Genomic DNA, 22,852 nt, shown 5'->3' with positions numbered 1-22,852 from the left:
CGTGAATCCGATGCGCGTGTTGCTGCTGTCGTCCTGCCTGTTCGTGGGTGGCCTGGCCCAGGCGGCCAATGACCTGCCCGGCGGCGGCATCGATCCGCAGGCACTGTCGCGCCATGTGCGCGTGCTGGCATCGGATGAATTCGAGGGCCGCGCGCCGGCCACCGAAGGCGAAGAGCGCACGGTGCAGTACCTGATCGAGCAGTTCCGCAGCTACGGCCTGCAGCCGGGCGGCGTGGACGGCAGCTGGGTGCAGCCGGTGCCGCTGGTGCGTGCGCAGCTGGACGGCGCTGCCAAGGCCAGCCTGTTGCTGAAGGGCGGCACGCGTGCACTGGAGAACGGCGAGGACGTGACCCTGCAGAGCCTGCAGCCGCGCAAGCGCGTGCAGATCAAGGATGCGCCGCTGGTGTTCGTCGGCTACGGCATCGACGCGCCGGAACGCCACTGGAACGACTACAAGGACGTGGACCTGCACGGCAAGATCGCCGTGGTGCTGATCAACGATGCCGATTTCGAGGCCGATGCGCCGGGCGCGTTCGATGGCAAGGCGGTGACCTACTACGGCCGCTGGACCTACAAGTTCGAGGAAGCCGCACGCCGTGGCGCCGAAGGCGTGCTGATCGTGCACGAGACCGCACCGGCCGCGTATGGCTGGGCCACGGTGAAGAGCTCGGGCACCTCGCCGCTGTTCGACATCGAGCGCGGCCAGGCCGAGGCGATGGCCCAGCACACGCCGCTGCGTGGCTGGATGCAGCGCGGGCTGGCCGAGGCGATCTTCGCCGACGCCGGTCTCGACTTCGATGCCGAGAAGCGCAAGGCGATGCGCGCCGACTTCCGTCCGGTGGCGCTGGACAACGCCAAGCTGAGCGTTGATTTCGCGCTGAAGCGCGAGCAGGTGGTGACCCGCAACGTGGTGGCCAAGCTGCCCGGCGGCGAGCACGGCGACGAGGCGGTGATCTTCTCGGCGCATTGGGATGCCTTCGGCATCGGCCAGCCCGACGCCAAGGGCGACCGCATCCGCCGCGGTGCGATCGACAACGCCACGGGTGTGGCCACGGTGCTGGAACTGGGCCGCGTGTTCGCCGCCGGCCCGCAGCCGCAGCGCACGCTGTACTTCGTGGCGCTGACTGCCGAAGAGAAGGGCCTGCTGGGCGCCAGCTACTACGCCGCGCATCCGCTGGCGCCGCTGGACAAGACCGCCGCGGTGCTGAACATCGAGATGTTCAGCCCGGACGGCCCGACCCGTGACATCGCCTCGTGGGGCAAGGGCCGGGTGTCGCTGGAAGGCGACCTGGAGCGCGTGGCCAAGGCCCGCGGCCGCAGTTACAGCCCGGACCCGAACCTGGAGGCGGGCTTCTTCTACCGCGCCGACCACTTCGCCTTCGCCCGCCTGGGCGTGCCGGCGATCACCATCGGCCCGGGCCTGGACAAGCTGGACGGTGGCGTGGAAGCCGGCCGCGCGCTGCGCGAGAAGTACTTCGCCGACTGCTACCACCAGGCCTGCGATGCCTGGACCCCGAGCTGGGACCCGAGCGGCCACGCCGCCGATACCCTGCTGGTCTACGACCTGGGTGCGGAGCTGGCCAACAGCCGCCGTTGGCCGACCTGGGAAAAGGAATCGGAGTTCCGCGGCGCGCGCGACAAGAGCGAAGCCGCCCGCCGCTGAGGTAGTGCCGGCGCAGCAGCGCGTAGGCGCCCCAGCCGGCGGCAGCAAGTGCGGCCAGATAACACGCCACCATCGTGCGCAAACCAACCGGCGACCCTGCATTGATGCCGCGATGCAGGCGCAGCTGCAGCGAGCTGTGGCCGCTGCCCAGGTCTACCGCCAGCTGCAACGCCAGCGCGGCACAGAACACCAGCAGGGCAATCCCGAAGCCGATGCGCGGCCACGCTGCCTGCGCGCCGGGACGGCGCAGCAGCCAGGCCACTGCCGTGGCTGCCGCCAGCGCCGCCGCGATCCACATCAGTGGCGAGGCGGCAGACGCAGCGGCCACCGGCATTGCACCGGTGGCCGCGATCACTACAGCACCCTTACTTGCGGGTGCCGTCGAGCCAGTTCGGGCCCTTGTTGGTGAGGAAGAACACATAGACCACCAACGATACCGCGATCGTCGCGGTGACATAGATGGCGAACCAGTCGACGTGGCCGGTCTTCAGCGCGCCCTGGTACAGCAGCGGGGCGGTACCGCCGAACAGCGAGTTGGCCAGTGCATAGCCCAGGCCCACGCCCAGTGCACGCACGTGGGTGGGGAACAGTTCGGCCTTCACCACCGCGTTGATCGAGGTGTAGCCGGTGAGGATGACGAAGGCCATGGCCAGGGTCAGGAAGGCCAGGGTGGCGTCATGCTGGTGCGGCAGCTGGGTGATCAGGTACCAGCTGTACAGCACGCCGCCCACGCCGAAGAACACCAGCAGGGTCTTGCGGCCGATGATGTCCGACAGCCAGCCACCGACCGGCTGCAGCACCATCAGGAACGTCAGCACACCCAGGTTGATCAGGGTGCCGGTCATCGGGTCGTTGCCGGCGAATGCGCTCTGGATCATCTTCGGGCCGTTCACCGAGTAGGTGTAGAAGGCCACGGTGCCACCGGCGGTGATCAGGAAGCACAGCAGCAGCGGCCGCCACTGGTGCACGAACAGTTCGTACATCGAGCCGGACTTCTGTGCCTTGCCTTCGCGCGCGGCCTCGATGGACGACTCCGCCAGTGACTCGTCCATGCCCCGGCGCAGCCAGAACACCACCACCGCGGCAATACCGCCGATGCCGAAGGCGATGCGCCAGCCCCACTCGGAGATTTCCGGCTTGCCCCAGAAGGTCAGCATCAGCAGCAGGGTCAGCTGGGCCAGCACATGGCCACCGACCAGGGTGACGTAGTGGAACGAGGACAGGAAGCCGCGGCGGCCGGGAATGGCGGCCTCGGACATGTAGGTGGCACTGGCACCGTACTCGCCGCCGGTAGCGAAGCCCTGCAGCAGGCGCGCGAACAGCAGGATGACCGCCGCCCAGATGCCGATGCTGGCCGCGGTGGGCGTGATGGCGATGAGGAAGGAACAGACGGCCATCAGGGTGACCGACACGGTCAACGCCAGGCGGCGGCCGTGGCGGTCGGCGAAGCGGCCGAAGAACCAGGCGCCGATCGGGCGCATCAGGAACGTGGCGGCGAAGATCGCCCACACGTACATGGTGGAGTTCTTGTCGTCCGGCGAGAAGAACTGCGATTCGAAGTACACGGCGAACACCGAGTACACGTAGACGTCGTACCACTCCACCAGGTTGCCGGCAGAGCCTTTGAGGGTGTTGGAGATCGACCGCCGCAGGGCGGCGCGGTCGTTCGCGGGAACAGCAGGTTGGGACGTGGTGCTCATCTGGGTGGGAATCCTCGATGCGGCGCGTCCGTGCGCAGGGAAAACGGCGCCCGGCCTTGGGGCTGCGCGGCCGGGCAGCCCTCTTGGTACTGCATCGACCGTCAACACGGGGTAGCAGACCAGAGCAGGGTGCATGGATGGATGACAGCGTGCCATCGTCCGGGGTCCCGGACCATACTCAAAACGTCCTAGAATCCGCCTTCCCCCGGCTCCCTGGTGCGTCATGTCGGCTCCCCCCTCTCCGTCTGCGGCTGCCCCCCGGGGTGGCCTTGTCGCGCTGGCACTGCTGCTGGTCTACGTGGTCTGGGGCTCGACCTACCTGGGCATCGCCAAGGCCCTGCACGGCGGCGCGCTGCCGCTGACCATGGTCTCCGGCAGCCGCTTCATCATTGCCGGCGGGGTGATGTACCTGGCGCTGCGCCTGTTCTGGAAGCTGCCCAACCCGACCCTGCGGCAGTGGCGCAACCTGGTCATCATGGGCGTGACCATGCTGGTGCTGGGCAACGGCATGGTGGTGCTGGCCGAGCGCGAGGTGTCCTCCGGCCTGGCCGCCACGGCCGTGGCCTCGGTGCCGCTGTGGATGGCGCTGTTCTCGGCGCTGCGCGGCCAGCACGCCAGCCGCGGCGAGTGGCTGGGTATCGCCATCGGCTTCCTGGGCGTGGTCTGGCTCAACGCCGGCAGCAGCCTGACCGCATCGCCGACCGGGTTGGTGCTGCTGCTGATCGCACCGGTCGGCTGGGCGTTCGGTTCGGTGTGGGCGCGCGGCCTGGACTTGCCGGGCCCGTTCATGACCGCGGCCGGGCAGATGATCTGCGGCGGCGTGCTGCTGGTGCTGATCGGCCTGGCGGTGGGCGAGCGCCCGACCACCTTGCCCGACACCAGCGGCCTGCTGGCGATGGCTTACCTGTGCGTGTTCGGTTCCATCGTTGCGTTCACCGCCTACGTATGGCTGCTGCAGAACGTGCGCCCGGCGCTGGCCGGCAGCTATGCCTACGTCAACCCGGTGATCGCGGTGCTGCTGGGCGCGCTGCTCAACGGTGAACGGTTCGGCTGGCGCGACCTGCTGGCCATGGCGGTGATTCTTCTGGGCGTGGTGGTGTTGACGATGGCAAGGACGCGAAAGCAATGAGCATGGACGAGAAAGAACAACGCCGGGGCCTGCTGGTCACCGCGTCCACCTTCGTGATCTGGGGGCTGGTGCCGGTGTACTGGCACCTGCTCAACGAGGTGCCCTCGTTCCAGATCATCGCCCACCGCATCATCTGGAGCACGGTGATGGTGCTGGGCTGGCTGCTGATCAGCTCGCGCCTGGGCTGGTGGAAGAAGATTGCGGCGCAGCCGCGCGCGCTGCCGATCCTGCTGGTGTCCAGCCTGACCATTGCCTTCAACTGGGGCCTGTACATCTGGGCAGTCAATGCCGGGCATGTGATCGAGACCAGCCTGGGCTACTTCATCAATCCGCTGGTGAACGTGCTGCTGGGCGTGCTGGTACTGAAGGAACGCCTGCGCCGCCTGCAGTGGGTGGCGGTGGCGATGGCGGCAGTGGGCGTGGCATGGCTGACCATCGATGCCGGCACGCCGCCGTGGATCGCGCTGGGCCTGGCCTGTTCGTTCGGCCTGTACGGGCTGCTGCGCAAGCTGGTCTCGGTTGATCCGGTGGCTGGCCTGGGCGTGGAGAGCCTGTACCTGTTCCTGCCGGCGCTGGCGTTCGCGATCTGGGCCGAGAACGGCCACGGCGGTGCCTTCTTCCATGGCTGGGGCTGGCGCAACGACCTGCTGCTGATCTTCGGCGGCGCGGTCACTGCGGTACCGCTGATCGGCTTTGCCTACGGCGTGAAGCGCATCCCGCTGTCGCTGGTCGGCATCCTGCAGTACATCGCGCCGAGCCTGCAGCTGCTGCTGGGCGTGTTCTTCTTCCACGAAGGATTCGATACCGGCAAGGCGATCGGCTTTGCCGCGATCTGGGCCGGCCTGGTGCTGTTTGTCGGCGACAACATCCGCACGATGCGCACTGCGAAGCGATAGCGCCGGGCCAGACCCGGCGAACACGATGCAGCAAAAAAGAACGGCGCCCCGAAGGGCGCCGTTCTGCTTCCATCCACCGCCAGGAGAGAGAGATGGCGGTGGCGGGAACGCGGTTGCAGGCTTAGAAGCGCTGCTGGTACTTCATGTACATGAAGCGGCCGATGTCGAAGCCACCGTAGTAGGTGAAGCTGCTGTTCGGCTGGCTGTACATGGTCGGACCCTGGTGGTTGAACACGTTGTTCACGCCCAGCGACACGGTGCCATCCCACGGCAGGCTGTAACGCACCTGCAGGTCGTGGAAGGTGTTGGAGCCCACCTTGTTGGTCGGCGAGGTGCTGGTGTACGGCGAGTTGAAGTCCGGCAGGTTGCACTCGTCCATGTACGAGCACTTCTCCTTCATGCTGGAGTAGTAGCGCGCGGTCCAGCCGATGCCGAAGTCGCCGTACTGCCAATCCAGGTTGAAGGTGGAGCGCACGCGGAAGTCGCCGCCCCAACCGGTACGCTGTTCCACCGGAGTGGTGACGGCGTTGTCGTTGCGCTGCTCCAGGTAGTCGGTGTAGGTGGTGTTCCAGTTGATGGCGAACTTGCCAAACGTGGTGTCCGGCAGGCGGTAGCGCAGGTTGATGTCATAGCCGGCGGTCTCGCGGAAACCGGCGTTGACCAGCGAGCGGTCCAGGCTGTTGACCTGGCCGTTGCTGCCACGGGTGAAGCGGCCGCAGGCGGCGTCCGAACCCTGCACGTAGCACTGTTCCAGCAGGTTGGTGGCCGACTCGCCGACGATGGCGTTGTTGATGCGGATCTTCCACCAGTCCAGGCTGACGTCCAGGCCTGGCACGAAGTCCGGGCTGTACACCAGGCCCACGGTCCAGGTCTTGGCGGTTTCCGGCTTCAGTTCCGGGTTGGAACCGGAGCTGAAATCGGTGGTGGCCTGCTGGCCGGGCTTGGTGGCCACGCTGCCATCGCTGTTGAGCTGGCGGAAGTTGGCCGGCACCTTCAGCGCCTGGCAGCGGGCGGCGACGGCGGCGCTGGTGGCGGCGGTACCGAAGGAGGTATCGCACGGATCGGTGAACGCGTCACGGCTGCTGACGGTGCCACCGTACAGGTCGTCCACGGTCGGCGCACGGAAGCCGGTGCCGTAGGTGGCGCGCACCAGCAGGCTGTCGATCGGCTTCCACTTCAGCCCGAACTTGCTGTTGGTGGTCGAACCGAAGTTGTTGTAATCCGAGTAGCGACCAGCCACGTCCAGCGACAGTTCACGCGCGAACGGCAGGTCGGCCAGCAGCGGCACCTGCAGCTCCAGGTAGACCTCGTTGAGCGAGTAGTTGCCACGGGTCGGCTGGCCACTGGTGCCGGCGATCTCGCCCTTCTGCACCTTCGCATCCGGGGTGTAGCTGGCTTCTTCGCTGCGGTGTTCGACGCCCAGCGCGGCCAGGATGTCGCCGGCCGGCAGGGTGAACAGCGAGCCGGAGATGTTGCCGCTGGCGACCTTGGTGGTGCTCTGCATCTTGTCGACGAAGCGGGTGAACAGGTAGTCCTGCACGTCCTGGTTGCTCAGCGAGCCCGGGCCGGTGTAGCCCATCGGCGCTGCCGGGTTCCACGGCACGCAGCCGGCGATCACCGCGCCCGGCGTACCGCAGCGGGCCACGTCGCCATCCATGAAGGACGGGCCGACGGCCAGGTTGACGTGCGGTTGGTACATGCTGCCGGTACCGATGCGCTCGCCTTCATTGCGGTTGTACATGTAGCTGACGTTCCAGTCCCAGTACCGCGAACCGGTTTCGAAGCTGCCTTCCAGGCCGATGCTGGCGCGCTTGGTTTCCAGGTTGTTCTCGGTGCCGCGCGGCAGTTCCTCGGTGCGGTGTGCGAACAGCACATCCTGGCCCCACAGGTTGAATGCGCTGTCCTTGGACAGCGCGGCGCGGCTGCCGCTGCGGCCCTGCGCGGCGCTCACCGAGTACGGGTAACCGGCCAGGTGCTTGATCGACTCGCGCTTGCTGTACAGCGCGTCGGCGACGATGCGCAGGTCGTCGGTGATCGAGAAGCCGCCGTTGGCGAACACCGAGGTGCGCTCCAGGCCGGTCTGCAGGCTCATGTTCGACTTGGTGTTGGCACCGTCGGCCGGGTCCGGCGCGTGGAAGTTGCCCGCCTTGCTGGGGTCGCCGCCCGGGCCCACGGTCAGGTTCTTGCCACCCACGGTGACGTAGCCCCACGGGGTGTTGCCGTTCAGGCCATCATTGGGGTGGCGCGGGCCGTTCGGGTAACGGCTGAACTCGCGATCCTTGCCCAGCACCTCGTCTTCCTTGGTGCGCTCGGCGCCGACGCTGAACCAGCCGCGGTCGAAGGTCTTGCCGAAGGTGGCGCTGTAGGAGCGCTTCTGGCCGTCGCCTTCGCCGTACTGGCCGACGTAGGCACTGGCCTGGCCGCCATCGAAGTTCCTGCGGGTAATGATGTTGACCACACCGGCGATGGCATCGGAGCCGTACAGTGCGGAGGCACCGTCGGTCAGCACTTCAACGCGCTCGACAATCGCCGACGGGATCGAGGCCAGGTCGGAATAACCGCCGGCGCTGACGCCCATGCGGCGGCCGTCGATCAGCACCAGGCTGCGTTCCGGGCCCAGGTTGCGCAGGCTGACGTACATGCCGCCGAAGTCGCGCGAGGAGGTCAGCGACGAGGCGCGGCTCATGCTGGGCGCGCCTGCTGCAGGAATGTCCTGCAGGATGTCGGCGACGTTGACGTAGCCCTTCTTGTCGATCTCGGCGCGGCTGAGCGCGATCACCGGCTGTGCGGTTTCGACACTGGCCTGGCGGATGCGCGAGCCGGTGATTTCGATGCGGTCGAGGTTGGTGGTGGTATCGCCGGCGCTCTGCGCAAAGGCGGGGGTGGTGCAGCTGGCGGCCAGCGCGATCACGATCGCGTTGCGCAGCGGAGTGGTTTTCAGGGACATCCGTGACATCTCGTGTTTCAGGAAAAACAAGCGCCCGTTCTGTGGGCGCGTGGGGTGCTGCAAACCAACGTGGGGGGCCGGATTCTAGAGTGTTTCCATCCGTAACTGTTTGCCTCTGCGCTGCTGCATGCGTGCGAAAATGAATCGCAACCAACAATCCACAGATGCACTGTGCGCAACGTCACGTGCGCTGCGTTTGCAATGGGCAGAGGCATCGATAGCGGCACGAACCCGGCACGCTTGAGGGGTTGCGACAACACGCCGCAGCGCGCGCTTGTACGCAGGCGCGCATCCGTTGCGATGCATCTACCTGCATGAAATGCTCTTCGCGCCGTCGTCGAAAGTGGGAGATGAAGGAATGATCCAGCTCGAAGAAGCTCGCCGTCGCGTCGAGGCTGTACTTGCCAGCGACGAAGAGCCGGTTGCCATCACGCATGAGCATGAAGTGGTCGAAGGCTGGCTGTTCTGCTTCCAGTCGCTGCGCTACCTGCAATCCGGCGAAATCTCGGATGCGTTGGCCGGCAATGGCCCGATCTTCGTCGACCGGCATACGGGCGAGCAGCACGCGCTGGGCACGGCGTATCCGCCGGAGGACGCCCTTCGCCAGCACCTGGCCTCGCGCGCCCTGCCGTCTGATGCCGCAGCGGCAGATTTCTGAGTTCGGCAAGCAAAAAAGGGACGGAGCCTTCGCTCCGTCCCCCTGCGTGATGCGCGTTGTATCGCTGCATGATGCTCAGGTTTCGCGCAGTGCCGTGGTGATCGGCAATCGCGCCGCGCGCAGCGCCGGGAACAGGCCGCCGACCAGGCCGATGCCCAATGCCCATTTCAGGCCCGTCCACAGCAGTTCCGGCGACACATGGAACTTGAACACCACCGCGCTGAAATTGCTGCCGATGGTGGACACGCTGTAGCCGTTGAACAGCAGCCACGCCACCGCGCAACCCAGCAGCCCGCCGAGCAGGGCCAGCAGCATCGTCTCCAGCATCACCGCGGTCACCACCGGCAGGCCACGGAAACCGATCGCACGCATGGTGGCGATCTCGCGCGCACGCGTGGCCACGGCGGCATACATGGTGTTGAGTGCACCGAACACCGCACCCACCGCCATGATCGTGCCGATCACCTTGCCGAGGATGTCGATCAGCTTGGTCAGCCCACCGCCCTGCTTGCTGTAGTAGACGCGGGTGGTTTCCACGTCCAGCTTCAGCCGCGGGTCGGCGGCGACGGCGGCCTTGAACTGCTCGAAGCCGGCCTTGCCATCGGTACGCACGCTGATCGACTGCCAGGCACTGCGCTGATAGGTGGTGGCCAGCGTATCGGCATCGGTCCACAGTTCCGAATCATGCGCATCGCCGGTGGCGAACACGCCGACCACGGTCCAGGTCTGGTTGCCCAGCGTCAGCGTCCTGCCGACATCCATATCGCGGAACTGGCCGCGCGCGCCCTGGCCGACCACGATCTCGCGCAGGCCGGCGGCGAACGGGCGCCCTTCGATGATCTTGACCTTGTCATGCACGGCCCACGCCTGCGGGCCGACGCCTCGGAACTGCGCGTTGACGTCGGTGCCATCGGCCTTCGACACCAGGTTGACCACCTGCGACAGCTCCGGCGACAGCATTGGCCGGCCCTGCGCATCACGGCTGATGCCAGGCAGGGTAGACAGCGTGGGCACCTGCTCGCGGGTGATCACCGAGTTGGTCTCGGCCTGCGAACCGCCGCGCAGCACGATGGCAGTGGTGTCATCGCCGGTGTTGTTGAGCGTGGCCTGGAAGCCTTCGCCCATCGCCAGCATCGCCACCAGCACGCCGACCACGCCGGCGATGCCTACCACGATCACCGAGGAGGCGCCCCAGCGCTGCGGCAGGCTGGCCACACCGATGCGGGTGGCGGCCAGCGCCAGCCGTCCGCCGCGGGTCAGCAGCAGCCACAGCGCCACCAGTACCGCCACGGCCAGTACGCCGATCCACGGCAGGCTGATCCACAGCACCAGGCCGATCACCAGCAGCAGCACGGTCAGCGCGTTGCCCAGCCACTTCTTGAGTTTGCTCTTGAACATGTCGGTGTCCTCCTCAGCGGCCGGCCAGTGCGTCGACGATCTTCAGGCGCTTGGCACGCAGCGCCGGCAACAAGCCGACGATGATGCCGATCACCACGATCAGGCCCAGCCCCATCAGCCAGGTCGGCGTCGGCACGTGCGGTGGCAGCATGCCCATGCTCTTCGGGCTGATCGCGGGCAGCACCAGTGCGGCCAGGCCCATGCCGATCAGGCCGCCGAGGCCGATCAGCAGCACCGACTCCACCATCACCAGGGTCAGCACGGTGCTGTCCCTGAAGCCCAGCGTCTTCAGCGTGGCCAGTTCGGGCACGCGCTCGCGCACCGCCTGCGCCATGGTGTTGCCGGTCAGCAGCAGCAGGGTGAAGAACACCGCGCCCATGATCGAGGTGACGATCATGCCGATGTCGGCGAACTGCTTGACGAAGGCCTGCTGGAACGCCGACTCGGTCTGGGTCTTGGTCTCGTGGTCGGAGTTGGCCGAGATCGCATCGATGGCCTGCGCCACGCGCGAGGAGTGGTCGGGATTGTCCAGCGTCACCGTGTACCAGCTCACCTGGTTCTTGATGTAGTCGTTGGATTCATCGAAGTACTTCCAGTTCATCATCAACTGGCGTTCTTCGTTGGCGGCCAATGCACGGTCCTTGGAGCGGTAGATGCCCTTCAGTTCCAGCGGCCAGTCGTTGCTGCCGCCGCGCGGGAAGATCGTGGCCTGCAGCGGGATGGTGTCACCGATCTTCCAGCCGAACTGCTTGGCCAGGGTTTCGCCGACGATGGCGCCGGTGCGGGTCTGCTTCCAGTCTTCCAGCTGCGCCGGGTCGATCTGCAGCTCGCGGTACACGTCGAAGTAGTTGGGCGACACCGAGAAGTTCGGGAAGAAGTTCTTCGGGTCTTGGTAGATGCCGCCGAACCACATGCCGTAGGCCACATCACGCACGCCGGCCACCTGGCGGATCTGGGTTTCAAGGCGGATCGGCAGCGACTGGGTGATCGACAGCCGCGAGGCCACCACCAGCCGGTTGGCCCCTTCCACGCTGCCGCCGGAATTGAAGGCCACGCGCACCGAATCGAGCATGCCGAACAACAGGAACGCAGCCACCACCGAGAGCAGGGTCAGCAAGGTACGTGTGCGGCTGCGGAACAGCTGCGCCCACACCAATGAAAAGTATTTCATCGCGATGGCCTCCGTCAGTGGGCCAGCGGGGCGTCGGCCAGCTCGCCCTTGTCCAGGTGCACCGTGTGGGTGGCGTACTCGGCTGCCTTCGGGTCATGGGTGACCATGATGATGGTCTTGCCGTGCTCGCGGTTGAGCTGCTGCAGCAGGCCCAGGATCTCTTCGGCGGACTGGCGGTCGAGGTCGCCGGTGGGTTCGTCGCAGATCAGGAAGGTGGGGTCGGAGACGATCGCGCGGGCAATCGCCACGCGCTGCTGCTGGCCGCCGGACAGTTCATTCGGGCGGTGGCTGCGGCGGTCGGCCAGGCCGACCAGGGTCAGCGCGATCTCCGCATTGCGCTTGCGCTGCGCGGCGCTGAGGTGGGTCAGCAGCAGCGGCAGCTCGACGTTCTTCTGCGCGGTCAGCATCGGCATCAGGTTGTAGAACTGGAACACGAAGCCGACGTGGTGGCTGCGCCAGGTCGACAGCTGGCCGCCGCTCATCTGGTCGATGCGCTCGCCTTCGATGCTGATCTCGCCGCCGCTGGGGTTGTCCAGGCCGCCGATCAGGTTGAGCAGGGTGGTCTTGCCCGAACCGGATGGGCCCATCAGCGCGACGAAGTCGCCGCGCGCGATGTCCAGGTCGATGCCGTGCAGCACCTGCACTTTCTCGGGGCCACGCTGGTAGGTCTTGGTGATGTTGCGCAGTGAAACCAGGGTCGAGATGGGTGGTTCTCCACGGAAGGCGGGAAACGGGGCACTGCGCCCGCGGTGGCCGCGGGCGTGCGTCGAGCGGTGCTGCCGGCGGCGCGCGGGGGCGCCACGCCGTTACTGCGCTTGTTTCTGTTGCACCTTGGCGCCCTCGCGCAGGGTCTCCGGTGGATTGACCACCACCGACTCACCCGCGCTGACGCCCTTGAGGATCTGGCGGTCCTTGCCCATCGCCTGGCCGGCCTCGACCGTGCGCTGCTGCACGCGGCTGTCATCACCCAGCACGAAGGCGACCGTGCTGCTTTCACGCTGCACCACCGCGCCGGCCGGCACGCGCACGCCCTGCGGTTTGCTGGCGGCCTGCGGTTGCGCCTGCTCCAGGAAGCTGACCCGCACGCCCATCTCCGGCACGATGCGCGGGTCCTTCACCTTCAGCGCGACGCGCACCTTCACCGTGGCCTTGCCACGGTCAGCGGTTGGAATGATGGCGATCACCTCGCCCGGAATCTTCCATTCCGGGTAGGCGTTGAGCGTGGCTTCCACCGGCATCTTCGGCTGCACGCGGCCGATGAAGGCCTCGCCGACCTCGACCTCGATCTCCAGCGAATCCATGTCGACGATGGTGCCGATGCCGGTACGGGTGAAGCCACCGCCGGCCGACAGCGGCGAGACGATTTCGCCCGGTTGCGCCGCCTTGGCGGTGACCACGCCGGAGAACGGCGCGCGTACCACGTTGTTGTCCACGCCGAGGTCGGCGATGGCCAACTGGTCGTGGGCGACCTTGACGTTGCGCTGGGCGGTGTCGAGCTGGGCGCGCAGGCTGTCACGCTGGGCCACGGCCTGGTCGTACTGCGAGCGCGAGACCAGCTGCTGGCCGACCAGCGCCTGCAGGCGGCTGGCTTCGGCCGCGGCCTGCTTCTGCTGCGCCTCCAGGCCGGCCACCTGGCTGCGCGCGGCCTGCAGCTGCGAGGCATACAGGCTGCGCTGCGCGTCGGCATCGATCGGGTCCAGCGTGGCCATGATCTGGCCCTGCTCCACGCGCATGCCTTCCTCGATCATCACCTCGCGCACCTTGCCGGTGATCTTGGCCGAGACCGTGGCCATGCGCCGGGCCACCACGTAGCCGCTGGCGTCGAGCACCGAACTGCTGGCGCTGCCCTGCTGGATGGCCACGGCAGGCGCGGTTTCGACTTCCACGGCCGGCGAGCGGGCGAACAGGAAGGCGACGGCGGCGGCGATCAGCAACACGCCCACGATGATCGCGATCCACAGCCAGCGGCGGCCACCGCCACTGCCGCCGGAGGCAGTTGGCGGCGATTTGCGGTCGATACGGAGTTCCTTCAACAGCTCGGCAGAAGCGTTCATTCGTTCCATCACAGGCGTTCGGGCGGGTGTGGCCGGAAGAGCGGACGGCGGCGGTTCCGGCAAGGGAGCGTGCGGCACAGCATGAAGGCAGGTACGGCGATGATGGCAGTGACAGCTGTCATCCGATGACACTGACGGCGGCAACTGCGAAACGTGACCACGGCGGCACAGGATGGCAACGTCCCCGCTACCGGTACCGCCCATGGATCCGATCGCCCCGTCGCTGGCCCGCCTGCAGCAGGTGCAGGTGCGCTATCGCGACCATACCGCCCTGCATGGCATCGACCTGCAGGTCCGCGTTGGCCAGGTGCTGGCATTGCTGGGCCGCAACGGTGCCGGCAAGAGTACCGCGATCAGCGTGTTGTTGGGCCTGCGCCGGGCCGATGCCGGCGAGGTCGAGCTGCTCGGCGGCGACCCGCAGCAGCGCGCCAGCCGCCTGGGCCTGGGCGTGATGCTGCAGAGCACCAGCCTGCCACCGATGCTGCAGGTGGACGAGCTGGTGGCGCAGGCCAGCGCCTGCTATCCCGACCCAATGCCCTTGCCGGAGGTGCTGCAGCGCGCCGGCCTGCAGGCGCTGGCGCGGCGCCGCTACGGCCAGCTGTCCGGTGGCCAGCAACGCGCCGTGCAGTTCGCCATCGCGATCTGCGGCCGCCCGCGCGTCCTGTTCCTGGACGAGCCGACCACCGGCCTGGACATCCAGGCGCGGCAGGGGATGTGGCAGGCGATCCGGCAGCACGTGGCCGAGGGCTGCGGCGTGCTGCTGACCACCCATTACCTGGAGGAGGCCGAAGCGCTGGCGCAGCAGGTGGTGGTGCTGGAGCAGGGCCGGGTGCTGGCCGACGCGCCGCTGGCCGAACTGCGCCTGGCCGACCGGCCGCGCCGCATCCGCTGCCGCAGTGCGCTGGCCGTCGATGTGCTGCGGCAGTGGCCCGGCGTGCAGCAGGTGCAGCGCGAGGGCGAGCACCTGCAGCTGCTGGCCAGCCCGGCCGAGCCGGTGGTGGCGCGCCTGCTGGCCGCCGACGCACAGCTGTGCGAGCTGGAAGTACAGGGCGCGGCGCTGGCCGACGCGTTCCTCGACATGACCCGGGAGGCCGCATGAACACCGTGATCCGTACGCCTGCAGCCGCGCGCCCGGGTTGGCGCCGCGCCCTGCGCCCCTACGCCGCTGAACTGCAGGCCGAGCTGCGCCGCGCCTGGCGCACGCCCGCGTTCGCGGTGCCGTCGCTGCTGTTCCCGGTGCTGTTCTACCTGCTGTTCGGCGTGCTGCTGGGGCGGGGCCATGCGCCGCTGTACCTGCTGGCCACCTACTGCGTGTTCGGCGCGATGGCGCCGGCCCTGTTCGGCTTCGGCGTGCAGCTCGCGCTGGACCGCGAAGGCGGCCTGCTGACCCTCAAGCGCGCGCTGCCGATGCCGGCGGCGGCACCGCTGCTGGCACGGCTGGCGATGGCGGTGATGTTCGCGCTGCTGGTGGCCGCGTTGCTGATCGGCGTGGCGCGCGTGCTGGGCGGCGTGCACCTGCAACCCGCGCAGATGCTGCAGCTGCTGGCGGTGGCCGGCCTGGCCGCACTGCCGCTGGGGGCGATCGGCCTGCTGATCGGCAGCCATGTCAGCGCCAGTGCGGCGCCGGCGATGGTCAACCTGGTCTACCTGCCGCTGGCCCTGCTGTCGGGGCTGTGGCTGCCGCTGTCGGCACTGCCTGCGCTGTTCTCGACGATGGCACCGCTGTGGCCGACCTGGCATCTGGCGCAGCTGGCGCTGCCGGTGGTCGGGCTGCCGTCGGCGGGCAGCATCGGCGGCCATCTGCTGGTGCTGCTGGCGGTGACCGTGGTGGCGTTGCTGCTGGCACGCCGCCGCCTGCGCCGGATCGGCTGAACTGGCATGATCGGCAACGTTCGTCCCCGCCTGGATCCTCCCGTGTCGTCGAGCTGGCTTGCGTCCCTGCTGCGCCCTGCGCCGGATTCGGCCGTGGCCGAACTGCTGCGACGTGGCAAGTCGCCCTGGAGCGGCGCGATCCACCTGCTGTGGTCGGTATGGATCTTCCTCACCCCGGTGCTGGGCAATGGCTTCACGCTGCGCTGGCTGCTGCTGACCCTGGTCAGCTATCCGCTGTTCCTGCTGCTCTACGCCAGGGTGATGCTGGCGCCACGGCACCATGGGTGGCGCTATGCGCTGGGCATGATCGTGCTGGCGCTGGTACTGCTGCCCTGGTACCCCTCGGGCTTGAGCTACTTCGTGTTCGGCTGCGTGATGATCCGCATGAGCGGGCGCAGCAGCTGGTGGGCGTACCTGCTGCAGCTGACCGGGCTGAACCTGCTGTTCTGTGGCACCGCGTTGTACTTCGGCTATCCGTGGCAGGCCATGGTGTGGATGCCAGCGGTGTCGTTCATTGTCGGGCTGGTGGTGAACGTGGAGGCCCTGAGCCAGCAGCGCGACGTTGCCCTGCAGCTGTCGCAGGACGAAGTCCGGCGGCTGGCGACCACCGCCGAGCGCGAACGCATCGGCCGTGACCTGCATGACCTGCTCGGCCACACCCTGTCGCTGATCACGTTGAAGCTGGAGCTGGCGCGCAAGCTGCACGACCGTGGCGACGCGCGCGCGCGGCAGGAGATCGGCGAGGCCGAGGCGATCGCCCGCGAGGCGCTGGCACAGGTCCGCAGTGCGGTGACCGGCATCCGCGCCAGTGACCTGGCCGGTGAGCTGGCCTCGGCACGCCTGCTGCTGGAATGCCAGCAGGTGCACCTGCAGTACACGACGCCGCCACCGATGCCGGTGGACGTGGAACGTGGACTGGCTCTGGTGCTGCGCGAAGCAGCCACCAATATCGTGCGCCATGCGCAGGCGACCCGGGTGCAGGTGGATTTCATGCTTGAGGAACGACAGTTGGCGATGCAGATACGCGATGACGGGCGCGGTGGCGTGCAGGCCGAGGGCAATGGACTGTGTGGCATGCGCGAACGGGCGGCGGCGCTGGGTGGCCAGTTGACGCTTCAGTCTCCGCGCGGAGAAGGCACGGTGCTGACCGTGCGCGTGCCGCTGGTGGCCGCCAGTACGCCGTTGCCGCCGGCGTCATTGGCACCGGGCGGTGCGGCATGATCCGCATCCTGCTGGCCGAAGACCAGGCGATGGTACGGGGTGCGTTGTCGGCGCTGCTGGGCCTGGAGCCTGATATCGAGGTACTGGGCAGCGCCGCCGACGGCGAAGCCGCATGGCGGATGCTGCAGCAGCTGAAGCCGGACATCCTGGTGACCGACATCGAGATGCCTGGCCTGTCCGGGCTGGAACTGGCGCAGCGCATCGCCCGCCATGAGCTGCCGATCAAGGTGGTGATCGTGACCACCTTCGCCCGTGCCGGCTTCCTGCGTCGCGCGTTGGAAGCCGGCGTGCTGGGGTACCTGTTGAAGGACGCACCGGCCGAGAACCTGGCCGACGCACTGCGCAAGGTGAACCAGGGCATCCGCGCGATCGACCCGCAGCTGGCGCTGGATGCATGGTCGCAGGCCGACCCGCTGACCGACCGCGAGCGCCGGGTGCTGCGGCTGGCGGGCGAGGGCCGCACGGCCAGCGAGATCGCCGAGCAGCTGGGGTTGTCGCACGGTACGGTGCGCAATTACCTGTCCGAGTGCATCGGCAAGCTGGGCGTGGCCAATCGCATCGAGGCGTACCGGTTGGCGCGGCAGAAGGGGTGGTTGTAGGGGATCATTTCCGCGACCGCGGTGGGGTGTCACTTTCTTTGCTCGTGCAAAGAAAGTAACCAAAGAAACACGCCGCCGGCCGCGAGCCGGCGTGCTTCGCACGCCGGTGCCCTGTGCTCCTCGGTCCATCGAGGGACGGTGCGGGAACTCGCTGCGCTCAGACACCCGCACCTCTTCGCCCTCGCTGGACCTGCGGTGCTCGGCTCGCTTGAAGGCGGACTGGAAGGTCAAGATCAACGGCAACGGCAATCACGCATGGCGTGGATCTACTGGGTGCAGCTGTGGCCTTTGACGTTGGGTCCGCCTTATAGCGAGCCGAGCATCGCAGGGGAATCAGGGGCGAAGAGGCGCCGGTGTTTGAGCGCAGCGAGTTCGGCGGCGCCCCCTGTTTCCCCGAGAAGCGCAGGGCACCGGTGCGTAGCACCGGCTCGCGACCTGGCGGCGTGTTTCTTTGGTTACTTTCTTTGCACGAGCAAAGAAAGTGACACCCCTCCGCGGTCGCGGAAACGATCCGCCGGGAACTCCCGGCGAACCCGATCAATCCTTCCCGCGCGCCATCGCCTGGAACACCCCGTCACGCCGCACCCACAGGTGGAACAGCGCCGCCCCCACGTGCATCAGCACGGTGGCGAACAATACATAGGCCAGCAGGCTGTGCGCGTTGCGCAGCGCGGCATACAAGGCCGGGGTGTGCGGCACGATCGGCGGCAGGTGCAGGCCACCCCACAGCACGATCGGGTAACCGCCGGCCGACAGCATCGCCCAGCCGATCAGCGGCATCGCCAGCATCAGCGCGTACAGCATCCAATGCGACGCCTTGGCCGCCATCGCCTGCCACACCGGCAGATCGGCCGGCAGCGGCGGCGGGCGATGGCGCAGCCGGTTATACAGGCGCAGCAGCACCAGCAGCAGGATCGCGATGCCCAGTGGACGGTGCAGGTCGATCAGCACCGGACGCAGATGCAGCGAGGCGACCATGGTCACGCCGATGAACAGCATGGCGATGATCATCAGCGCCATGGACCAGTGCAGTACCCGCGCCAGCAGGTTGAAGTGGCCATTGCCGGTGCTCATCGTGCGGCCTCCTTCGGTTGCTCCACGTTGCCGCTGGCGCGCTCGCGTTCGCGGCGGTTGAACGACTGCGAATACACCGCCGAGCGTGCGGCCAGGATCGGATCGTCGCTGCCGCGCACGCCGCTGGGCAGGATCAGCGGATCGAAGTTGATCTGTCCGCAGGCGCCTTCTTCCTGCGACTGCATGCGCTCCAGGCTGAGCACGCCGGCCACCACCTGTTCACGCGACTCGGGCCACGCGACCGACGGATCATCGATGGCGTCGCCGGGCTCGGCGGTGCTGACGACCAGGTTCCAGCGCACCGGACCACTGGCCAGGCGCTGCTGCAGTTCCTGGCTGAGGAAATCGACGCTGGCCTGCTTGCGCGTTTCGGCGTCCATTTCCACCACCGGCGCCTGCGGCTGCCAGCGCCAGCGCACCGCGCGCTTCTGGCCCTGCGCGTTGGTGAACCAGAAGCTGTTGACACTGTTGAAGGTGGTGTCGGCCCAGCTGCTGGTCCACGGCGCGGTCTTGGCCCATTGCTGGAAGGCCTGTGCACTGGGGTACTTCGCCAGCACGGCCGCCATCTTCTGCGGGTCGGGCTTGCCGGTGGCCGGGTCGGGAATGGAGGCGCGGGTCTGCTCGAAGAACGCCTCGGCATCGGGAACGGCGAAGAACGGGAAGCTGTTCATCGCCATCCGCCACTCCTGGCCGTCATCGCTGACCATCTGCACCGCCAGGCTGCGCACGCGCGCGGTGTTGTCGGCGCCGTAGGGATCGCCGCCGCCGATCGACAGCCGCCCCATCACCGGCACGCGCGGTTGCGAGAACACCCGTGCGCTGGACAGCGTCGGCGCCTGCGCGCTCGGTTCGAACCAGCCGCTCACGCAGATGCCCTTGCTGTGCGCACGACGGAAGCCCGGATGCGCCGGGCCGGTGGCTTCGATGGTGTCGGTGAAGCGCTGCGCGGTCAGGCGGTTGCCGATCCAGCCGGCCAGCCAGGCGAAGGTCAGTGCGACGGCACCCAGGATGAGCGCGATCAGTGCGATCCAGAGCAGCGGCGAATGCCTGCGCGGTGCGCCCGGCGCCTGGCCGGCGCGGGTATAGCGGAAGAGCGACATGGTCGGGTTCCTGCCTTCACGGAGCGTGTGGGTGGTCGACCCGCACATCCTCGCAGAACCCTTCCAGGCCCGGTATTCAAATTTTCGTCAAGTTTGCCGGGGAAGAAGTGCCCACCCGCGGTGGGCACCTGCCGGATCAGGCGTAGCGCGCCTTCAGCATCGCCCAGGCCGAGCGCAGCGCCAGCGCTTCGCCACCGGCCGGCCGGCCCGGTCGCTCGCCGTCGTTCCAGGCATAGACGTCCAGATGCGCCCAGCGCTGGCCGTCTTCCAGGAAACGTTCCAGGTACAGCGCGGCAGTGACCGAGCCGGCCATGCGCGAACCGGCATTGGCCAGGTCCGCGATGCCACTGGTCAGATAACGCAGGTAGGGGCGCCACAGCGGCATGCGCCAGACCGGGTCGCGGGTCGCATCGCCGGCCTGCAGCCACTGCTGGGCCACGCTGTCATCGTTGCTGAACAGTGCCGGCAGGTCCGGGCCCAACGCGATGCGTGCGGCACCGGTGAGGGTGGCGAAGTCCAGCACCAGGTCGGGTTTCTGCTCGCTGGCGAAGGTCAGCGCGTCGCACAGGATCACGCGGCCTTCGGCGTCGGTGTTGTCGATCTCCACGCTCAGGCCCTTGCGTGTGGCGATGACTTCGCCCGGGCGGAAGGCATCCGGGCCGATCGCGTTTTCCACCGCCGGCACCAGCAGGGTCAGCCGCACCGGCAGCCCGCAGGCCATCACCAGGCCGGCCAGGGCCAGCGCGTGCGCGGCGCCGCCCATGTCCTTCTTCATGTTGCGCATGCCGTCGGCCGGCTTGATGTCCAGGCCGCCGGTGTCGAAGCACACGCCCTTGCCGACCAGCACCAGTGCCGGGTCGGTGTCCTTGCCCCAGCGCAGCACGACCAGGCGCGGCGCGCGGTGCGAGGCGCGGCCCACGGCATGGATGGCCGGGAAGTTCTGCTTCAGCAGCGCATCGCCGGTGATCGCCTCGACCTCGGCGCCATGCGCGTCGGCCAGCGCACGTGCGGCGTCTTCCAGCTGCTGCGGACCCATGTCCTCGGTCGGGGTGTTGACCCAGTCACGCACGCGCAGGCTGGCGGTGATCAGGTCGGCCGCTTCGCCGGTGGGGGCGGCCACCAGCTGCGCCGGCGCACGGTGGCGCTTGCGGTAGCGGTCGAAGCGGTAGCTGCCCAGGCCCCAGCCCAGCTGCATCAGCGCCTGTTCGGCGGCCGGCAGTTCGCTGGCCAGCTGCCACACGCTGCCTTCCGGCAGGGCGTGCGGAGCGTGCGAGTAGCTGTAGGCGTCGGCGCGATCACCGACGCCGATCACCGCACCGGCCAGGCCGTCGGCGCCGGGCAGCAGCGCAGTGCTGAAGGCGCCGGCAGTAAAGCCCTGCGATGCCAGCCAGGCCTGGGTGGCGGCCGGCTGGCCGTCCTTCCAGGCCGCGAACTGCTCGCGGTCCAGCACGTACAGCGGCAGCGCCGCGGTGGCGTCGGTGGTGAAACCAGTGATCTCGCTCATGCGTCAGATACTCCGGGGTGCGGCAGCGTCGAGGTTGGCATCCAACCAGTCGGCCAGGCCGGTGAGGGTGTCGAACTGCAGGTCCGGCTGCAGCTGCGGATGGGTCCAGGTGGCGGCTTCACGGTTGATCCAGCATCCGCGCAGGCCTGCGGCGATCGCTCCGGCCACATCCATCTCGGCATGGTCGCCGACATGCAGCACCTGTGCCGGCGCCACACCCAGGCGGGTGCAGGCGGCGTGGAAGATGCTTGCCTCGGGCTTGGCCGCGCCGTGCTCGCGCGCGCCCAACTGGAAGGCGAAATGATGGGCCAGGCCGATCCGTTCCAGATCGGCGTTGCCATTGCTCAGCGCCGCCACCGGCACCCGCGCGGCAATCCGCGCCAGTGCCTCGATCGCATCGGGGTAGCACTCCACCTGGTTGCGCGCGGCGTAGAACACTTCATACGCCGGCTCCAGCAGGTCGAGGCTGGCGCCGCTGCCGTGCAGGGCTTCATGCAGGGTCAGCCGGCGCAGTGCGCTCAGGTCGTGATGGAGGTGCGGATGGGCGTGGTACAGGCGCTCGCGCAGTTCGCGCATGGCCGCCACCGGATACATCGCGGCGGTGGCGGGGCTGTGTTCACGCATCCACTCGTGCAGGACCAGGTCGATGCGGGCACCGATCGGAGCGAACGGCCACAGCGTGTCGTCAAGGTCGAGGGTGATGGCTTGGACGGGGAAATTCACCCCGCCATTCTACGCCTGCGCGCGCGGGCTTTCATTCCAGCAGGCGCGCCCAGCCCTGCATGCCGTCCAGCCGTGCCAGCACCAGCTTGATGCACACCAGCAGCGGCACTGCCAGCAGCAGCCCGATCATGCCCCAGGCCCAGCCGAACACCATCAGTGCCAGGATCAGCACCAGTGGCGACAGCTTCATGCGCCGCCCCAGCACGATCGGGGTCACCACCTGGCCCTCCACGGTATGCAGGGCCAGGTAGGCGGCCGCCGGCAGCAGCGCCTGCAGCGGGTCGCTGAATTCCACGAAGCCCATCAGCAGCATCAGGGCCACGCCGATCAGCGGGCCCACGTAGGGCGCGAAATTCAGCAGCGCCGCCACCGTGCCCCACAGCAGTGCATCCTGCAGGCTGATGCCGAACAGCATCAGGACACCGGCGAACACCAGCCCGACCAGGGTATTGATCACGCTGATGGTCAGCACGTAGCGCGAGACCTCGCGCTCGATCGAACGCAGGATGTCGCTGGTGAAGCGCTGTTGCTGGCGGTTCGGGAACAGCGCGATCGCCGCGCGCTGCAGGTTCTGCCCGTAGATCATGAAGAACAGGGTCAGCAGCACCACCGCCAGCACCGAGGCGGCCAGCCGTGGTGCACGGGTCAGCATGCGGTACGGGTCGTCGAGCTGGGTGCGGATCACCTGCACCTTGCGGTTGCTGTCACCGCCGGCGACGCGCGCGAAGTTCTCTGCGGCCTGGTTGGCCTGCTGCACCGGCTTGGTCAGGTCCTGTACCTGGCGCGCGACCTTGCGCAGCTGCTGCGGGGCTTCCTGTGCCCACTCCATCGCCGGGCCGATCAGCTGCACCGCCAGCGCACCGGTCACGCCGAGACCGGCGCCGAGCACCAGCAGTGCGCCCAGCGCACGTGGAATCCACAGCTTCTGCAACAGGCGCAGGATCGGGTTGCCGACCAGCGCGAAGAACATCGCCAGCAGCACCGGCAGGATGATGTCCTGTGCGGCCCACAGGGTGTAGCCCACCGCCAGCGTGGCCAGCACCACCAGCGACATCGGGCCGCGCGGGCGCGACGGTGGCGGCAGCGGCGCCTCGGGTAGTTCGGGGCCGGCCGCTGGCGGGGACAGGAGGGGCTCGCTCATCG

The 22,852-nt window shown here is 68.0% G+C and carries 19 protein-coding genes and 1 pseudogene; 8 read left to right on the top strand and 12 right to left on the bottom strand.

From position 1 onward, the window contains the following. The first annotated feature begins 10 nt into the window (after positions 1 to 10). On the top strand, positions 11 to 1,663 hold the full coding sequence (locus tag N7590_RS04760) for a M28 family metallopeptidase (RefSeq protein WP_164240752.1): 1,653 nt from the start codon (positions 11 to 13) through the stop codon (positions 1,661 to 1,663). A gap of 7 nt (positions 1,664 to 1,670) precedes the next feature. Here N7590_RS04760 and N7590_RS04755 read toward each other — a convergent pair. Then, positions 1,671 to 1,961: pseudogene (locus N7590_RS04755) on the bottom strand (hypothetical protein); the annotation flags it as partial. Positions 1,962 to 2,028: 67 nt separating this feature from the next. Then, entirely contained in the window at positions 2,029 to 3,363 is a 1,335-nt protein-coding gene (locus N7590_RS04750) for an MFS transporter (protein ID WP_164240742.1), read from the bottom strand. A gap of 223 nt (positions 3,364 to 3,586) precedes the next feature. Here N7590_RS04750 and yedA point away from each other — a divergent pair, with 223 nt between their 5' ends. Both yedA and rarD read left to right on the top strand, forming a co-directional pair. Further along, complete coding sequence (gene yedA / locus N7590_RS04745) at positions 3,587 to 4,492, top strand: drug/metabolite exporter YedA (protein ID WP_040006616.1); 906 nt, start codon at positions 3,587 to 3,589, stop codon at positions 4,490 to 4,492. After that, a complete protein-coding gene (rarD, locus tag N7590_RS04740) occupies positions 4,489 to 5,388 on the top strand; it encodes an EamA family transporter RarD (protein WP_164240744.1) in 900 nt (299 codons plus the stop codon). The genes yedA and rarD overlap by 4 nt, the downstream gene beginning before the upstream one ends. Before the next feature lie 121 nt (positions 5,389 to 5,509). Here the strand turns inward: rarD and N7590_RS04735 are convergent, their stop codons facing one another. Next, positions 5,510 to 8,335: a TonB-dependent receptor gene (locus N7590_RS04735; RefSeq protein WP_164240745.1), complete on the bottom strand. Its 2,826-nt coding sequence runs from the start codon at positions 8,333 to 8,335 to the stop codon at positions 5,510 to 5,512. A gap of 274 nt (positions 8,336 to 8,609) precedes the next feature. On the opposite strand from N7590_RS04735, the gene N7590_RS04730 reads away from it, so the two are divergent. Next, a complete protein-coding gene (locus N7590_RS04730; RefSeq protein WP_239544131.1) occupies positions 8,610 to 8,993 on the top strand; it encodes a YrhB domain-containing protein in 384 nt (127 codons plus the stop codon). A 75-nt stretch (positions 8,994 to 9,068) separates the two neighbouring features. On the opposite strand, the gene N7590_RS04725 is transcribed toward N7590_RS04730, so the two are convergent. From N7590_RS04725 to N7590_RS04710, 4 genes are all read right to left on the bottom strand, one after another. After that, positions 9,069 to 10,391: an ABC transporter permease gene (locus N7590_RS04725; protein WP_164240746.1), complete on the bottom strand. Its 1,323-nt coding sequence runs from the start codon at positions 10,389 to 10,391 to the stop codon at positions 9,069 to 9,071. Between the two features lie 13 nt (positions 10,392 to 10,404). Continuing rightward, positions 10,405 to 11,562, bottom strand: coding sequence for an ABC transporter permease (locus tag N7590_RS04720; RefSeq protein WP_004153798.1), 1,158 nt, complete (start codon positions 11,560 to 11,562; stop codon positions 10,405 to 10,407). Positions 11,563 to 11,576: 14 nt separating this feature from the next. Beyond that, complete coding sequence (locus tag N7590_RS04715; RefSeq protein ID WP_004153799.1) at positions 11,577 to 12,266, bottom strand: ABC transporter ATP-binding protein; 690 nt, start codon at positions 12,264 to 12,266, stop codon at positions 11,577 to 11,579. Positions 12,267 to 12,368: 102 nt separating this feature from the next. Next, complete coding sequence (locus N7590_RS04710) at positions 12,369 to 13,616, bottom strand: efflux RND transporter periplasmic adaptor subunit (protein ID WP_164240747.1); 1,248 nt, start codon at positions 13,614 to 13,616, stop codon at positions 12,369 to 12,371. Positions 13,617 to 13,818: 202 nt separating this feature from the next. Here N7590_RS04710 and N7590_RS04705 point away from each other — a divergent pair, with 202 nt between their 5' ends. The 4 genes from N7590_RS04705 to N7590_RS04690 are packed head-to-tail and all read left to right on the top strand — an operon-like array spanning position 13,819 to position 17,308. Continuing rightward, on the top strand, positions 13,819 to 14,715 hold the full coding sequence (locus tag N7590_RS04705) for an ABC transporter ATP-binding protein (protein WP_164240748.1): 897 nt from the start codon (positions 13,819 to 13,821) through the stop codon (positions 14,713 to 14,715). Continuing rightward, complete coding sequence (locus tag N7590_RS04700; RefSeq protein WP_053448541.1) at positions 14,712 to 15,488, top strand: ABC transporter permease; 777 nt, start codon at positions 14,712 to 14,714, stop codon at positions 15,486 to 15,488. The genes N7590_RS04705 and N7590_RS04700 overlap by 4 nt, the downstream gene beginning before the upstream one ends. A 6-nt stretch (positions 15,489 to 15,494) precedes the next feature. After that, positions 15,495 to 16,709, top strand: coding sequence for a sensor histidine kinase (locus N7590_RS04695; RefSeq protein ID WP_053448542.1), 1,215 nt, complete (start codon positions 15,495 to 15,497; stop codon positions 16,707 to 16,709). Next, positions 16,706 to 17,308 carry a response regulator gene (locus N7590_RS04690; RefSeq protein WP_008268231.1) on the top strand — a complete coding sequence of 201 codons (603 nt, stop codon included), beginning with the start codon at positions 16,706 to 16,708 and terminating at the stop codon, positions 17,306 to 17,308. Before N7590_RS04695 ends, N7590_RS04690 begins: the two co-directional genes overlap by 4 nt. Positions 17,309 to 17,845: 537 nt before the next feature. Here N7590_RS04690 and N7590_RS04685 read toward each other — a convergent pair. The 5 genes from N7590_RS04685 to N7590_RS04665 form a co-directional block, all read right to left on the bottom strand. Beyond that, positions 17,846 to 18,382, bottom strand: coding sequence for a cytochrome b (locus N7590_RS04685; protein WP_164242826.1), 537 nt, complete (start codon positions 18,380 to 18,382; stop codon positions 17,846 to 17,848). Beyond that, positions 18,379 to 19,482, bottom strand: coding sequence for a catalase family peroxidase (locus N7590_RS04680; protein WP_053509530.1), 1,104 nt, complete (start codon positions 19,480 to 19,482; stop codon positions 18,379 to 18,381). Before N7590_RS04680 ends, N7590_RS04685 begins: the two co-directional genes overlap by 4 nt. Before the next feature lie 136 nt (positions 19,483 to 19,618). Then, on the bottom strand, positions 19,619 to 20,986 hold the full coding sequence (locus N7590_RS04675) for a M17 family metallopeptidase (protein ID WP_164242827.1): 1,368 nt from the start codon (positions 20,984 to 20,986) through the stop codon (positions 19,619 to 19,621). 3 nt (positions 20,987 to 20,989) lie between these two features. Beyond that, positions 20,990 to 21,709 (bottom strand): HAD-IA family hydrolase, encoded by a 720-nt coding sequence (locus N7590_RS04670; RefSeq protein ID WP_004153832.1) that lies wholly within the window; start codon positions 21,707 to 21,709, stop codon positions 20,990 to 20,992. A 31-nt stretch (positions 21,710 to 21,740) separates the two neighbouring features. Next, on the bottom strand, positions 21,741 to 22,850 hold the full coding sequence (locus N7590_RS04665) for an AI-2E family transporter (protein WP_164242828.1): 1,110 nt from the start codon (positions 22,848 to 22,850) through the stop codon (positions 21,741 to 21,743). Positions 22,851 to 22,852 lie beyond the last annotated feature (2 nt).

The sequence above is a fragment of the Stenotrophomonas sp. GD04024 genome (assembly GCF_029837545.1).
In the GTDB taxonomy this organism is placed as follows: domain Bacteria; phylum Pseudomonadota; class Gammaproteobacteria; order Xanthomonadales; family Xanthomonadaceae; genus Stenotrophomonas; species Stenotrophomonas forensis.
Note: the sequence above shows the minus strand (reverse complement) of the source record. Positions and strands in the feature narration are given on the sequence as shown.

Excerpts from the sequence above, each read along its gene's own strand:
- N7590_RS04750 (WP_164240742.1), bottom strand. The coding sequence starts at position 3,363 with ATGAGCACCACGTCCCAACCTGCTGTTCCCGCGAACGACCGCGCCGCC.
- N7590_RS04665 (WP_164242828.1), bottom strand. The coding sequence starts at position 22,850 with ATGAGCGAGCCCCTCCTGTCCCCGCCAGCGGCCGGCCCCGAACTACCC.
- N7590_RS04725 (WP_164240746.1), bottom strand. The coding sequence starts at position 10,391 with ATGTTCAAGAGCAAACTCAAGAAGTGGCTGGGCAACGCGCTGACCGTG.
- N7590_RS04695 (WP_053448542.1), top strand. The coding sequence starts at position 15,495 with ATGATCGGCAACGTTCGTCCCCGCCTGGATCCTCCCGTGTCGTCGAGC.
- N7590_RS04675 (WP_164242827.1), bottom strand. The coding sequence starts at position 20,986 with ATGAGCGAGATCACTGGTTTCACCACCGACGCCACCGCGGCGCTGCCG.
- N7590_RS04690 (WP_008268231.1), top strand. The coding sequence starts at position 16,706 with ATGATCCGCATCCTGCTGGCCGAAGACCAGGCGATGGTACGGGGTGCG.
- N7590_RS04685 (WP_164242826.1), bottom strand. The coding sequence starts at position 18,382 with ATGAGCACCGGCAATGGCCACTTCAACCTGCTGGCGCGGGTACTGCAC.
- N7590_RS04760 (WP_164240752.1), top strand. The coding sequence starts at position 11 with ATGCGCGTGTTGCTGCTGTCGTCCTGCCTGTTCGTGGGTGGCCTGGCC.
- N7590_RS04720 (WP_004153798.1), bottom strand. The coding sequence starts at position 11,562 with ATGAAATACTTTTCATTGGTGTGGGCGCAGCTGTTCCGCAGCCGCACA.
- yedA (WP_040006616.1), top strand. The coding sequence starts at position 3,587 with ATGTCGGCTCCCCCCTCTCCGTCTGCGGCTGCCCCCCGGGGTGGCCTT.
- rarD (WP_164240744.1), top strand. The coding sequence starts at position 4,489 with ATGAGCATGGACGAGAAAGAACAACGCCGGGGCCTGCTGGTCACCGCG.
- N7590_RS04680 (WP_053509530.1), bottom strand. The coding sequence starts at position 19,482 with ATGTCGCTCTTCCGCTATACCCGCGCCGGCCAGGCGCCGGGCGCACCG.
- N7590_RS04700 (WP_053448541.1), top strand. The coding sequence starts at position 14,712 with ATGAACACCGTGATCCGTACGCCTGCAGCCGCGCGCCCGGGTTGGCGC.
- N7590_RS04735 (WP_164240745.1), bottom strand. The coding sequence starts at position 8,335 with ATGTCCCTGAAAACCACTCCGCTGCGCAACGCGATCGTGATCGCGCTG.
- N7590_RS04705 (WP_164240748.1), top strand. The coding sequence starts at position 13,819 with ATGGATCCGATCGCCCCGTCGCTGGCCCGCCTGCAGCAGGTGCAGGTG.
- N7590_RS04710 (WP_164240747.1), bottom strand. The coding sequence starts at position 13,616 with ATGAACGCTTCTGCCGAGCTGTTGAAGGAACTCCGTATCGACCGCAAA.